Source organism: Gracilibacillus ureilyticus (assembly GCF_900111195.1).
Lineage (GTDB): Bacteria > Bacillota > Bacilli > Bacillales > Amphibacillaceae > Gracilibacillus > Gracilibacillus ureilyticus.
Genome location: NZ_FOGL01000023.1, coordinates 12,937 through 26,024 on the forward strand (window position 1 = coordinate 12,937; position 13,088 = coordinate 26,024).

General features: G+C 39.7%; 15 protein-coding genes and 1 other annotated feature. All 15 genes read left to right on the plus strand.

The window, feature by feature from the left end; genetic code table 11:
- Positions 1 to 16 precede the first annotated feature (16 nt).
- Positions 17 to 676, plus strand: a complete 660-nt coding sequence (gene cysE, locus BMW36_RS17855; protein WP_089743656.1) for a serine O-acetyltransferase — start codon at positions 17 to 19, stop codon at positions 674 to 676.
- Entirely contained in the window at positions 666 to 2,063 is a 1,398-nt protein-coding gene (cysS, locus tag BMW36_RS17860) for a cysteine--tRNA ligase (protein ID WP_089743658.1), read from the plus strand. The genes cysE and cysS overlap by 11 nt, the downstream gene beginning before the upstream one ends.
- Positions 2,064 to 2,065: 2 nt before the next feature.
- Positions 2,066 to 2,458, plus strand: a complete 393-nt coding sequence (locus tag BMW36_RS17865; RefSeq protein ID WP_089743660.1) for a Mini-ribonuclease 3 — start codon at positions 2,066 to 2,068, stop codon at positions 2,456 to 2,458.
- Position 2,459: 1 nt separating this feature from the next.
- On the plus strand, positions 2,460 to 3,209 hold the full coding sequence (gene rlmB, locus BMW36_RS17870; RefSeq protein ID WP_089743662.1) for a 23S rRNA (guanosine(2251)-2'-O)-methyltransferase RlmB: 750 nt from the start codon (positions 2,460 to 2,462) through the stop codon (positions 3,207 to 3,209).
- Positions 3,209 to 3,718 carry an NYN domain-containing protein gene (locus BMW36_RS17875; protein WP_089743664.1) on the plus strand — a complete coding sequence of 170 codons (510 nt, stop codon included), beginning with the start codon at positions 3,209 to 3,211 and terminating at the stop codon, positions 3,716 to 3,718. Before rlmB ends, BMW36_RS17875 begins: the two co-directional genes overlap by 1 nt.
- 107 nt (positions 3,719 to 3,825) lie before the next feature.
- Positions 3,826 to 4,470 (plus strand): RNA polymerase sporulation sigma factor SigH, encoded by a 645-nt coding sequence (gene sigH, locus BMW36_RS17880; RefSeq protein ID WP_175480517.1) that lies wholly within the window; start codon positions 3,826 to 3,828, stop codon positions 4,468 to 4,470.
- 67 nt (positions 4,471 to 4,537) lie between these two features.
- Positions 4,538 to 4,684 (plus strand): 50S ribosomal protein L33, encoded by a 147-nt coding sequence (gene rpmG, locus BMW36_RS17885; protein WP_089743666.1) that lies wholly within the window; start codon positions 4,538 to 4,540, stop codon positions 4,682 to 4,684.
- 44 nt (positions 4,685 to 4,728) lie between these two features.
- Positions 4,729 to 4,908 (plus strand): preprotein translocase subunit SecE, encoded by a 180-nt coding sequence (secE, locus tag BMW36_RS17890; RefSeq protein ID WP_089743668.1) that lies wholly within the window; start codon positions 4,729 to 4,731, stop codon positions 4,906 to 4,908.
- A gap of 213 nt (positions 4,909 to 5,121) precedes the next feature.
- Entirely contained in the window at positions 5,122 to 5,658 is a 537-nt protein-coding gene (nusG, locus tag BMW36_RS17895) for a transcription termination/antitermination protein NusG (protein ID WP_089743670.1), read from the plus strand.
- A gap of 171 nt (positions 5,659 to 5,829) precedes the next feature.
- On the plus strand, positions 5,830 to 6,255 hold the full coding sequence (gene rplK, locus BMW36_RS17900; RefSeq protein WP_139180338.1) for a 50S ribosomal protein L11: 426 nt from the start codon (positions 5,830 to 5,832) through the stop codon (positions 6,253 to 6,255).
- Between the two features lie 152 nt (positions 6,256 to 6,407).
- Positions 6,408 to 7,103 (plus strand): 50S ribosomal protein L1, encoded by a 696-nt coding sequence (gene rplA / locus BMW36_RS17905; protein WP_089743793.1) that lies wholly within the window; start codon positions 6,408 to 6,410, stop codon positions 7,101 to 7,103.
- A 60-nt stretch (positions 7,104 to 7,163) separates the two neighbouring features.
- Positions 7,164 to 7,323: a sequence feature (ribosomal protein L10 leader region), on the plus strand.
- A gap of 31 nt (positions 7,324 to 7,354) precedes the next feature.
- Positions 7,355 to 7,855, plus strand: a complete 501-nt coding sequence (rplJ, locus tag BMW36_RS17910) for a 50S ribosomal protein L10 (protein WP_089743674.1) — start codon at positions 7,355 to 7,357, stop codon at positions 7,853 to 7,855.
- A 64-nt stretch (positions 7,856 to 7,919) separates the two neighbouring features.
- Entirely contained in the window at positions 7,920 to 8,282 is a 363-nt protein-coding gene (gene rplL, locus BMW36_RS17915; RefSeq protein ID WP_089743676.1) for a 50S ribosomal protein L7/L12, read from the plus strand.
- Between the two features lie 166 nt (positions 8,283 to 8,448).
- The gene (locus tag BMW36_RS17920; RefSeq protein WP_139180339.1) at positions 8,449 to 9,063 is read left to right on the plus strand and encodes a class I SAM-dependent methyltransferase; all 615 of its coding nucleotides are present in this window, start codon (positions 8,449 to 8,451) and stop codon (positions 9,061 to 9,063) included.
- A gap of 429 nt (positions 9,064 to 9,492) precedes the next feature.
- Positions 9,493 to 13,035, plus strand: a complete 3,543-nt coding sequence (gene rpoB / locus BMW36_RS17925; RefSeq protein ID WP_089743680.1) for a DNA-directed RNA polymerase subunit beta — start codon at positions 9,493 to 9,495, stop codon at positions 13,033 to 13,035.
- Positions 13,036 to 13,088 lie beyond the last annotated feature (53 nt).

Consider the following 13,088-nt stretch of genomic DNA (forward strand, 5'->3'; position numbering starts at 1 on the left):
AAGGGGGGAAGTTTGAATGGGGTTTTTCAAACTACTAAGAGAAGATATTGATGTTGTTTTTGATCAGGATCCGGCGGCAAGAACCTATTTTGAAGTTTGCCTAACGTATTCTGGCTTGCATGCTATCTGGGCACACCGGATTGCTCATGCTTTTTATCGAAGGAAGTTCTTCTTTATTGCACGATCTATTTCACAAATCAGCCGGTTTTTTACTGGGATTGAAATCCATCCTGGTGCAAAAATTGGCAGACGGTTCTTTATCGACCATGGAATGGGAGTGGTAATAGGAGAAACGTGTGAAATTGGGGATAATGTTACTATCTATCAGGGAGTTACACTCGGAGGTACAGGGAAAGAGAAGGGGAAAAGGCATCCAACAATTAAGGATAATGCTCTGGTTGCTACCGGAGCCAAAGTGCTTGGCTCGATAACGATTGGAGAGAGCTCCAAAATCGGGGCGGGATCTGTTGTGTTAAATGATGTGCCTGATCACTCGACAGTTGTAGGTATTCCAGGGCGTGTAGTAATAAAGAATGGGGAAAAAGTAAGAAAAGATTTAGACCATCATAAATTACCTGATCCAATCAGTGAAGTGTTGAAGAAGATGGAAAGAGAAATTCATACATTAAGACAGGAATTAGATTCGATAAAAGGAGTGAAACGTGATGACGATTAGTATTTATAATACAATTACACGACGGAAAGAAGTTTTCCAGCCGATTGAACCTGGCAAGGTGAAAATGTATGTTTGCGGTCCGACTGTGTATAATTACATTCATATTGGGAATGCAAGACCAGCGATTGTATTTGATACAGTTAGAAGATATTTTGAATATAAGGGCTATTCCGTAGATTATGTACTGAACTTCACGGATGTTGATGATAAATTAATTAAAGCAGCAAAAGAATTAGGTGAGGAAGTACCTTCCGTTGCCAATCGCTTTATCCAGTCATATAAAGAAGATGTAGGCGCATTAGGAGTAAAAGAAGCCGTTCATCACCCGCGTGTAACAGAAACAATGGATGATATTATCGCTTTTATAGAAACATTGATCCAGAAAGGTCATGCGTATGAGTCTGGCGGGGATGTTTATTTTAGAACAAGATCTTTTGAAGGATATGGAAAGTTATCACATCAATCGGTCGATGAGTTAAGATCTGGTGCTAGAATTCAGGTTGGTGAGAAAAAAGAAGATCCGTTAGACTTTACGCTTTGGAAAAAAACGAAAGATGGCGAAATAGCATGGGAATCACCTTGGGGAGAAGGAAGACCTGGCTGGCATATTGAATGTTCTGCAATGGCCAAACGCTATTTAGGAGATACGATAGACATCCATGCAGGCGGTCAGGATTTAACGTTTCCGCACCATGAGAATGAAATTGCCCAATCAGAAGCAGCGAATGGCAAGGCGTTTGCAAATTATTGGATGCATAATGGATATATTAATATTGATAATGAGAAAATGTCCAAATCGCTTGGCAACTTTGTTTTGGCACATGACCTTATTCAAAAGCATGATCCAAAAGTGCTTCGTTTCTTCATGCTGAGTGTTCACTACCGGAACCCGATCAATTTCAGTGATTCATTACTCGAAAGTGCTCAAAACAGTTTTGACCGGATAGAGAATGTGATGACAAACTTAAAACACCGTAAAAGCACAAGCCTGGATCTGACCGAGGATAACCAGGAGTGGCTGGATAAAATTAATAAAATCAAAGAAGCTTTTGAACAGGAAATGGATGATGATTTCAATACAGCGAATGCAATAGCGGTTATTTTTGAATTAGTGAAAGAAGCAAATAACTATTTGAAGAGAAAGCAGACACATACTGAAGTGATTCAGATGTTTGAAAATACGTTCACTGTATTGCTGCAAGTTTTAGGTATTTTCCTTGAGGAGGATACATTGCTTGATGAAGAAATAGAACAGTTAATTGAACAACGGATCAATGCAAGGAAAAATAAAGACTTTGCACTGGCTGATCAAATACGGGATGATTTAAAAGAACGCAATATTATCCTCGAAGATACTCCGCAAGGTACACGTTGGAAGCGAGGTTAAGGATGAATAAAGCGAAAGAATTAAAAAGTTTGGCATTAGCCTATATAGGTGACGCAATTTACGAAATATATATCAGAGAGTATTTAATTGAAAAAGGAAATGTGAAAGTCCAGGCACTGCATCAGCATGCGGTGCATTTCGTGAAAGCTACCTCCCAGGCGAAAGTAATTCAAGCCTGGCTGGAGGATGGCATTTTGACTGAAGAAGAACAGGCAGTAGTAAGAAGGGGCCGGAATGCGAAATCATCGGTCCCTAAAAATACGAGTGTACAGGCTTACCGGTACAGCACGGCTTTTGAAGCCTTATTAGGTTATTTATATTTAGATGGACAAAAGGAAAGGCTGACACAGCTTATAACTGATGCAATTAAATTTACAGAGAAAGGAGTGCATTAAAATGGGACAAGAATGGATTGGCGGTAAAAACACGGTAATAGAAGTGCTGCAGTCAGGCAGGACAGTTGAAAAAGTACTGCTTGTCGAGAATTTAAACCAAGGTCTAGTAAGAAAACTGGAGTCAATGGCTAAAAAGGCAAATGCTGCGGTTCAGCGGGTACCAAAGAAAAAACTGGATCAGCTTATTGAAGGTAGTAATCATCAGGGAATAGCTGCATTGGTTTCAGCGTATGAATACTCTACGCTGGATAATCTGTTTGAGGTGGCAGCTTCAAGAGAGGAAGCTCCTTTTTTTCTAATCCTTGATGAAATAGAGGATCCTCATAACCTCGGTTCTATCCTGAGAACGGCTGATGCAACGGGGGCTCATGGCGTGATTATTCCGAAGCGGAGGTCAGTCGGCTTAACTGCAACTGTCGCGAAAACGTCCGTTGGTGCAATTGAGCATATACCTGTGGTCCGTGTGACAAATATTGTCCAGACAATTGAGGAATTAAAAACAAGGAATGTCTGGGTTGTAGGGACAGAGGCAGAAGCTACAGAAGAATACCGTAAATTAGATGGTTCTTTACCGATTGCCTTAGTTATCGGAAATGAAGGAAAAGGTATGAGCAGGTTAGTGCGGGAAAATTGCGATTGGACGATAAACTTACCGATGAGAGGGCATGTTTCCTCGTTAAATGCTTCGGTTGCGGCAAGCATTCTGATGTATGAAGTTTATCGAAAAAGGTTTCCAATCGGTGAAGAATAATGGACGTCCTGCTAGTAGATGGCTACAACATGATTGGTGCATGGCCAGATCTGAAAGTATTAAAAGATAAAGATTTAGACCAGGCGAGGCAATTGCTGGTCGAGAAAATGGCGGAATATCAAGCCTATCGAAAGAGGCGCGTTATTGTTGTGTTTGATGCATATGAAGTAAGAAGTGTGGAAAACCGTTATAAACAATTTAAAGTAGAGGTAATTTTCACAAAAGAGAATGAGACGGCTGATCAATGTATCGAACGTTTAGTCAAGAGTATTAAAAATGTGAAAACAAAAGTATTTGTTGCCACTTCTGATTATACTGAGCAACGCACTATCTTCGCACAGGGGGCATTTCGCGTCTCGGCCAGAGAGCTGAACATTGAACTTAAAAATATACAAAAAGAAATTAATCAGGATATTAAAGTCCATCAACAGGCAAAAGCAAGAAGCAAAATCCCGCTAAATGACGACGTTCTACAAGTTTTTGAAAGATGGCGCCGCGGCGAAAAGTAAAAAACCGGCGGTTGACGTAACTGAAGCGCTTCCTGTATAATATTGCTATTATTAGTCTGTTTTAACTATTTATTGGCATTATGCTAGAGGGAGTCCTGATTTCTACTATGCGCACAGTAAAAAATGACTTGGATTTTCAATTGTTAGAAGATAATGAGTTGCTACTGCTTATTCAGGATGGGAACACACATGCATTAGATTTTTTGATTAATAAATATAAATCTTTTGTTCGGGCTAAAGCGAAGTCATACTTTCTTGTCGGAGCGGATGATGAAGATATTATGCAAGAAGGAATGATTGGCTTATATAAAGCGATAAGAGACTTCCGCCCGGAAAAACAATCCTCCTTCAGAGCTTTTGCTGAATTATGTATAACAAGACAAATTATTACCGCAGTAAAGACCGCAACAAGACAAAAGCATATGCCGCTCAATTCTTATGTATCTTTGGACAAGCCTCTATATGAAGAAGGTTCCGAACGGACCTTGCTGGATGTTCTGGAAGCTACCATCGCAATGGATCCCCAGGAAATGATTGTGAACAGGGAAAAGTACGGTGATATGGAATATAAACTAACTGAGATACTGAGCAGACTGGAAAGAGAAGTTCTCTTGCTCTATCTGGAAGGTAAAACATATCAGGAGATTTCGGTAGAATTAAACCGGCATGCTAAATCGATCGATAATGCACTGCAGCGGGTGAAGAAAAAACTTGAAAAGTATCTGGAAGAAAGTGATATATATATTTCCTAACACAATTATATTATACCATCCGTTGACAGTATTATAGAACCATGCTACATTAGTAAGGGTGAAAAAAATGGGAAAAAAGGTCGTCCTCGCTTGTGAGGTTTGCCATAATCGTAATTATAGTACGGATAAAAATAATACAAATTCTCTTCGTATGACGGTGAAGAAGTTTTGCCGGAAATGCAATCAGCATACCATTCACAGAGAAACGAAGTAGAAGCAGATATAGCGGTAGTAGAAGACAGTTTGGAGGTACCTACAGTGAACCCAGTAACTTTTTTGAAGAATGTTAGTCGTGAAATGAAAAAGGTTTCATGGCCAAGAGGGCGTGAATTAACTCGTTATACGATTACTGTTATTGTTACAGTTGTTTTTGTTGCTATCTTTTTTGCACTCATAGATCTAGGAATCACTCAATTATTAAATTTGCTAGTTGAATAAACTGCATTTATATATGTTATAATAAGAATAAATAAGTTCATCCAAAAAACCCGTTAAACGGGTTTTTTAATATGGAGAGAATTTACAAAGCTAAGCTTAAGAGCCGGACAGACTGTGAAATATCAGTCAATCTATTAATTATGCCCTTTTAAAAGGTGCTCATAATGACAAATCGGGTAAGGGAGGGACGGGCGGAAATATCGCCCTCTGTATATGGAAAAAAGATGGTATGTTGTGCACACCTATTCAGGTTATGAAAACAAAGTGAAAACTAATTTAGAAAAGCGGCTGGAATCCATGGGGATGGAAGATAAGATCTTCCGTGTATTAGTTCCTGAAGACGAGGAAACAGAGATTAAAAACGGGAAGAAGAAAGTTGCTAAAAAGAAAGTGTTTCCGGGTTATGTACTTGCTGAAATGGTAATGACAGATGATTCCTGGTATGTTGTGAGAAATACACCAGGTGTAACCGGATTTGTCGGCTCTGCGGGGTCTGGCTCCAAACCCACACCCCTCCTTGAAGAAGAAGTAGAAACGATTCTTAAACGGATGGGTTATAATGAACCAGTCACAGAGATTGACTTCGAATTGAATGAGACAGTGGAAGTGATCGACGGGCCTTTTAATAATTTTTCCGGAACGATAGAAAAAATCGATCTGGACAAACAAAAAGTGAAAGTTCATGTCAATATGTTTGGAAGGGAAACCCCTGTAGAATTAGACTTTTCACAAATTAAGAAAATGTCTTAAAATAAGGAATTTTAATAAATTAGAGATATATGCTTGCAATTTTCTAATATAAATGCTAAAATTCTTATGTTCTTTATGCCTCGAGTATAAGGTTATTATTTATCATATGATTTATGAGTGGGAGGGTAATAAACCCTATTACCACATCACGGACTTAAGGAGGTGTGTCTCGTGGCTAAAAAAGTAGAAAAAGTAGTTAAACTTCAAATTCCAGCAGGAAAAGCGAATCCAGCACCACCAGTTGGGCCAGCACTAGGTCAAGCAGGTGTTAATATCATGGGATTTTGTAAAGAGTTCAATGCTCGTACGCAGGATCAGGCTGGTTTAATCATTCCAGTAGAAATTTCGGTTTTTGAAGACCGTTCATTTACATTTATTACAAAAACTCCACCGGCAGCGGTGTTGCTTAAGAAAGCAGCTGGTATTGAAACTGCGTCTGGTGAACCAAATCGCAATAAAGTCGCTACACTAAAACGCGACAAAGTGAAAGAAATCGCTGAATTAAAGATGCCAGATTTAAATGCTGCTGATGTTGAAGCTGCTATGCGTATGGTAGAAGGTACTGCACGTAGCATGGGTATCGTTATCGAAGACTAATATCTCACAGCGTTTGACAAAGGCGGAAGGTTGCGGTAGTGGAGGATTGCTTCATGTCGCAACCTTTGTTATGGGGAAAAGTCACTAACAATGATCATCCGCTTTTGAAAGTGGGAGGTATAACCGTTAAAACCACAAAGGAGGAAATTATAATGGCTAAAAAAACTAAAAAGCAACAAGAAGCACTGAAACTTGTTGATCGCACAAAAGCGTATGAAGTAAAAGAAGCATTGGAATTAGTTCAAAAAGCTTCTTCAGCAAAATTTGATGAAACAGTAGAAGCTGCATTTCGTTTAGGGGTAGATCCTAAGAAAGCAGACCAGCAAATTCGTGGAGCAATGGTGTTGCCGCACGGTACTGGTAAAACACAAACTGTTCTGGTTTTCGCTAAAGGAGATAAAGCGAAAGAAGCAGAAGCAGCTGGAGCTGACTTTGTAGGAGACCAAGACTTAATCAATAAAATCAACCAAGGCTGGTTTGACTTTGATGTAGTTGTTGCTACTCCTGATATGATGGCTGAAGTTGGTAAATTAGGACGTGTATTAGGGCCTAAAGGTTTAATGCCAAACCCTAAAACAGGTACAGTTACTTTCGAAGTAGAAAAAGCTATTCAGGAAATCAAAGCGGGTAAAGTAGAATACCGTGTAGATAAGCAATCTAACATCCATGTACCAATTGGTAAAGTTTCATTTGATTTAGAAAAGCTTGTTGAAAACTTCAATGCATTAGCTGAAACTATTGTAAAAGCTAAGCCGCAAGCTGCTAAAGGAACTTACTTGCGAAACGTTGCTGTATCATCAACAATGGGTCCTGGTGTGAAAATTGATCCATCTGAATTTGCGAAATAATTAGTGCTTGACTTCTGGTTGTGAATCCTGTATAATTCACAAAGGTTAAGTTAATTGCTATAAATCATAAACATTATACCGTAGACAGCAGGTGCCATGCGCTTAATTTCCTGCCGAGGTGTGTCTGGATAAATAAATGAACGAAGATGTTAACTTTGTTCAAATGCTAACAGTCATAAAACCTCCGTGTCTACATGCATGGAGGTTTTTCTGTGTGCCGGTATAATGATCGCATAACAGGAGGTGGAAATATGTCAAAAGTAATCGAGACAAAGAAACAAGTTGTTTCAGAAATCGCTGAAAAACTTCGTGAAAGCCAATCAACTATTCTTGTAGACTACCGTGGGTTGGATGTTGCGGAAGTAACAGAATTACGTTCCCAGCTTCGTGAAGCAGGTGTAGAGTTCAAAGTGTATAAAAACACAATGACTCGTCGTGCTGTAGAAGAAGCAGAATTAACTGGATTAAACGATATTCTTGTTGGACCAACAGCTATCGCATTCAGTAAAGATGATGTTGTGGCTCCGGCGAAGGTATTAGGCAACTTCGCGAAAGAGCATGAGGCACTTGAAATCAAAGGTGGCGTTGTTGAAGGTTCAGTAGCTTCTCTTGAGCAAATCAAGGAACTTGCAGATCTTCCAAACTACGAAGGTATGGTTTCTATGCTACTCAGCGTGCTTACAGCACCAGTGCGAAACTTCGCTTATGCTGCAAAAGCAGTGGCAGAGCAAAAAGAAGAACAAGGTGCGTAAGCTGAAAACTTTTCAGATAACAGTGTGTTCGAAATAAATAATAAAAAATTAGGAGGAAATGAACATGTCTAAAGAGCAAATTATTGAAGCAATCAAAGAAATGTCTGTTCTTGAATTAAATGATTTAGTAAAAGCAATCGAAGAAGAATTTGGTGTAACTGCAGCTGCGCCTGTAGCAGTAGCAGGTGGCGGTGCTGGTGAAGCGGCAGCGGAGAAAACTGAATTTGATGTAGTACTTGAAAGTGCTGGAGCATCAAAAATCAAAGTTGTTAAAGCTGTTCGTGAAATCACTGGTCTTGGACTTAAAGATGCTAAAGATTTAGTAGATAACGCACCAGGAGCTATCAAAGAAGGCGTTGCTAAAGAAGAAGCAGAAGAAATGAAAGCTAAATTAGAAGAAGCTGGTGCTTCTGTAGAATTGAAATAATTAACACAATATATCGAGAAGCTCGCTTTATAAAGGCGGGCTTTTCTTTTTCTATATAAAAAGATGATATACTTCCAGAAGTTATGTGGAATAGTAAAGCAGAATGCTCTATCAAAAAGAGAATGAAGTAGTGCTCTTTCAACATAAAGGAAAGGTGGTTGCTGGTTTGGCTGATCAGTATTTCTCTAAAAACCCCGATGTGGCAAGTGAGAGGAAAACGTGGACATATGAATTAAAGGATCATTTATTCACCTTTACAACAGATAATGGAGTCTTTTCAAAAAACGAAGTCGATTTTGGTTCGAAGGTAATGATTGAAGCATTTGTCCCTCCGGATATAACAGGTCCGATATTAGATTTGGGATGTGGATATGGTCCTGTCGGTCTGGCAATAGCTAAGGGAAATGCAGAACGTGAAGTCTTAGGCGTTGATGTGAACTTAAGGGCGGTAGAGCTGGCGAACGAAAATGCGAAAAATAACAATATATCAAATGTTACTTTTATAGAGAGTGATAAATTTGAAGGAATAGCTGGTCATAAATTTGCTGCAATACTAACAAATCCGCCAATTCGTGCAGGAAAGAAAGTCGTTCATGAAATGTTTGAGCAGTCAAAATATGCCTTATTGGATGGGGGAGAATTATGGGTGGTTATACAAAAGAAACAGGGAGCTCCTTCTGCACAGAAAAAGTTGGAAACACTATTTTCATCTGTCGAACTTGTTACTAAACAAAAAGGCTACCATATTTTCAAGGCGAAATTATTTGACTCGAACAAATAGTTGTGTTAATATTGAAAAATGCCAATAGGACGAAAGTTTGTCAAGTGAAAATTTCTAAAAATGTATATTTTTTTCTCGAATGGGAAAACTAATCAATATGTTTAGGTGTGCTTTTTGGAAATAATGGCATGATATTAGCTAATAGAGTTCTCTACAAAACCTTTTTGATTCCTTATTTATTTCCACAGACTTTATGAGTAATTGAATAACATCTGAACCTTTCAGATGTCAATATAAAACTTGTGTAATTCTCACAGGTTTGTTCGGTTTGCGAAAGCCGAATTTCTGTATGACACTTACTAAATTATACGTTCTATAGAGAAAATGTCAATCACCTATAGTTAGCGATGTATAAATAGTAAGTGTGGTTTCATTTACTGCCATTTTAATTGGCGAATATCTTTTATTATTGATCGAGAGGTGAATCAGTTGACAGGTCAACTAGTTCAATACGGACGGCACCGCCAACGAAGAAGTTATGCGCGCATTAGTGAGGTATTAGAGTTACCCAATTTAATCGAGATTCAAACAGATTCATATCAATGGTTCCTTGATGAAGGTTTAAGAGAAATGTTTCAGGACATTTCGCCAATCGAAGATTTTGCAGGGAATCTTTCGTTAGAATTTGTTGATTACAGTTTAGGAGATCCTAAATATCCTGTAGACGAATCAAAAGAGAGAGATGTAACTTATAACGCCCCTCTTCGTGTGAAAGTTCGTTTAATTAATAATGAAACTGGCGAAGTGAAAGAGCAAGAAGTGTTTATGGGTGATTTCCCGCTCATGACAGAAACTGGTACTTTTGTAATTAACGGTGCAGAACGTGTTATTGTATCACAACTTGTGCGTTCACCTAGTGTTTATTACAATGCAAAAGTTGATAAGAATGGTAAACGTGGTTATGCTGCAACTGTCATCCCGAATAGAGGTGCCTGGTTAGAGTTTGAAACTGACGCGAAGGATGTAGTCCATGTGCGGATCGACCGTACGAGAAAACTTCCTATCACTGTTTTACTGAGAGCGTTAGGTTTTAGTGATGATCAGGAAATTATTGATTTATTAGGTGACAACGAATACTTAAGAAATACGTTGGAAAAAGACAATACAGAAACAAGCGAGAAAGCTTTGTTAGAAATATATGAGCGTTTGCGTCCTGGTGAGCCGCCAACTGTTGAAAACGCAAAAAGTTTGCTTGTGTCAAGGTTCTTTGATCCAAAACGTTATGACCTGGCACATGTAGGTCGCTATAAAATAAATAAAAAGCTTCATATTAAAAACCGCCTGTTTAATCAGGTTTTAGCCGAGCCGATCGTAGACACAGAGACTGGTGAAGTGATTGCAAATAAAGGCGACAAACTGGACAGACGCCTTCTTGATAAAATTTTGCCAATCCTCGATGCGGAAGATAACCGTTACGGGGAAAAAGTGTTGGAACCAAATGAGGGTGTTCTGGAAGAGCCGATAAGAATTCAATCTGTTAAAATAGTTGATCCAACTGACCCTGAAGGTGAAAAGGCGTTAACGGTTATTGGAAATTGTAATGTGGATAACAGTATTAAGAACATTACACCTGCTGACATTTTATCTTCAATCAGCTATTTCTTTAATGTACTGCATCAAGTTGGTGAAACAGATGATATTGATCACTTAGGTAACCGTCGTCTGCGTTCCGTTGGGGAACTTTTACAAAACCAGTTCAGAATTGGTTTATCAAGAATGGAGCGTGTGGTTCGCGAGAGAATGTCGATCCAGGATACTTCCTCCATCACACCACAGCAATTGATAAACATTCGACCTGTAATTGCATCCATCAAAGAGTTCTTTGGAAGCTCGCAATTATCTCAGTTTATGGATCAGACGAATCCGCTGGCAGAGTTAACGCATAAAAGACGTTTATCTGCATTAGGACCTGGTGGTTTAACTCGTGAACGTGCAGGTTTCGAAGTTCGTGACGTTCACTATTCCCACTATGGGCGTATGTGTCCGATCGAGACTCCTGAGGGTCCGAATATCGGATTAATCAACTCATTATCTTCTTATGCCAAAGTTAACAAATTTGGCTTTATAGAAACTCCTTACAGGAGAGTTGATCCGGAAACTGGTAAAGTCACTCAGCAGATGGATTATTTAACAGCAGACGAAGAGGATAACTATGTTGTTGCACAGGCGAATGCGAAGTTAAATGATGATGGTACATTTGCTGATGAGGAAGTTATTGCACGTTTCCGTGGGGAAAACACGATTGTAAAGCGTGAGAAAATTGATTATATGGATGTTTCACCTAAACAAGTAGTATCAGCTGCGACAGCTTGTATTCCTTTCCTGGAAAATGATGACTCAAACCGTGCCTTGATGGGTGCGAACATGCAGCGTCAGGCAGTACCTTTAATGCAGCCAAGATCCCCTATCGTTGGTACAGGTATGGAATATGTATCAGGGAAAGATTCCGGTGCTGCGGTTATTTGTAAACATGAAGGGATTGTCGAAAGAGTTGAGGCGAAAGAGGTACTTGTCCGCCGAATCTCTGAAGTGGACGGAAGAGAGGTTGAAGGAGATTTAGACCGCTACCGCCTGCAAAAATTTGTCCGTTCCAACTCCGGAACTTGCTATAATCAGCGCCCAATCGTTGCAAAAGGCAATCGTGTAACAAAAGGGGAAATACTTGCAGATGGTCCTTCCATGGAAGATGGAGAATTAGCGCTCGGGCAAAATGTGCTGGTTGGTTTCATGACATGGGAAGGTTACAACTACGAGGATGCGATCATCATGAGCGAGCGACTTGTGAAGGATGATGTGTATACTTCCATCCATATTGAGGAATATGAATCGGAAGCTCGTGATACTAAGTTAGGACCTGAAGAAATTACACGTGATATTCCAAACGTTGGGGAAGATGCTTTGCGTGACCTTGATGAACGCGGAATTATCCGTGTGGGTGCTGAAGTAGAAGATGGAGATCTTCTTGTTGGTAAAGTTACACCAAAAGGGGTGACAGAATTATCAGCAGAAGAACGCTTATTGCATGCCATTTTCGGTGAAAAGGCCCGGGAAGTCCGTGATACGTCACTCCGAGTACCACACGGTGCAGGAGGTATTGTATTAGACGTTAAGATTTTCAACCGTTCAGACGGTGATGAATTGCCGCCTGGTGTGAATCAGCTTGTTCGTGTATATATCGTTCAGAAACGTAAGATTCATGAAGGTGATAAGATGGCAGGGCGTCACGGTAATAAAGGGGTTATCTCAAAAATATTACCTGAGGAAGATATGCCATTCTTACCTGATGGTACACCGATTGATATTATGTTAAACCCATTAGGGGTTCCATCGCGTATGAATATCGGGCAGGTGCTTGAGCTTCACCTCGGTATGGCTGCGAGACAGCTTGGAATACATGTTGCCTCACCAGTATTTGATGGTGCAACAGAAGATGATGTCTGGGAGACATTGGAAGAGGCTGGCTTAGCGCGGGATGCAAAAACGATCCTTTACGATGGAAGAACAGGTGAACCTTTTGATAACCGTGTATCTGTCGGTGTTATGTATATGATTAAACTGGCACACATGGTAGACGATAAGTTACACGCACGTTCCACTGGACCATACTCACTCGTTACCCAGCAGCCTTTAGGTGGTAAAGCACAATTTGGTGGACAACGTTTTGGTGAGATGGAAGTATGGGCATTGGAAGCATATGGTGCTGCCTATACTCTGCAGGAAATTCTGACAGTGAAATCTGATGATACAGTAGGCCGTGTGAAAACATATGAGGCAATTGTAAAAGGTGATAACGTACCAGAACCAGGGATTCCTGAATCATTTAAAGTATTAATTAAAGAACTTCAGAGTCTTGGGATGGACGTTAAAATGTTATCAGGTGATGAGCAGGAAATCGAACTCCGTGACGATGACGATGACGATGTTCACTCTGCAGATAACTTTAACCTGGAAATTGAAGAAACTACCAGCTGATTGATCTTAAATGGAAAAATGCAGTTTCCCTGCTAGCTTTTCATTCCGAAAAG

Excerpts from the sequence above, each read along its gene's own strand:
- cysE (WP_089743656.1), top strand. The coding sequence starts at position 17 with ATGGGGTTTTTCAAACTACTAAGAGAAGATATTGATGTTGTTTTTGAT.
- cysS (WP_089743658.1), top strand. The coding sequence starts at position 666 with ATGACGATTAGTATTTATAATACAATTACACGACGGAAAGAAGTTTTC.
- BMW36_RS17865 (WP_089743660.1), top strand. The coding sequence starts at position 2,066 with ATGAATAAAGCGAAAGAATTAAAAAGTTTGGCATTAGCCTATATAGGT.
- rlmB (WP_089743662.1), top strand. The coding sequence starts at position 2,460 with ATGGGACAAGAATGGATTGGCGGTAAAAACACGGTAATAGAAGTGCTG.
- BMW36_RS17875 (WP_089743664.1), top strand. The coding sequence starts at position 3,209 with ATGGACGTCCTGCTAGTAGATGGCTACAACATGATTGGTGCATGGCCA.
- sigH (WP_175480517.1), top strand. The coding sequence starts at position 3,826 with ATGCGCACAGTAAAAAATGACTTGGATTTTCAATTGTTAGAAGATAAT.
- rpmG (WP_089743666.1), top strand. The coding sequence starts at position 4,538 with ATGGGAAAAAAGGTCGTCCTCGCTTGTGAGGTTTGCCATAATCGTAAT.
- nusG (WP_089743670.1), top strand. The coding sequence starts at position 5,122 with ATGGAAAAAAGATGGTATGTTGTGCACACCTATTCAGGTTATGAAAAC.
- rplA (WP_089743793.1), top strand. The coding sequence starts at position 6,408 with ATGGCTAAAAAAACTAAAAAGCAACAAGAAGCACTGAAACTTGTTGAT.
- rplJ (WP_089743674.1), top strand. The coding sequence starts at position 7,355 with ATGTCAAAAGTAATCGAGACAAAGAAACAAGTTGTTTCAGAAATCGCT.
- rplL (WP_089743676.1), top strand. The coding sequence starts at position 7,920 with ATGTCTAAAGAGCAAATTATTGAAGCAATCAAAGAAATGTCTGTTCTT.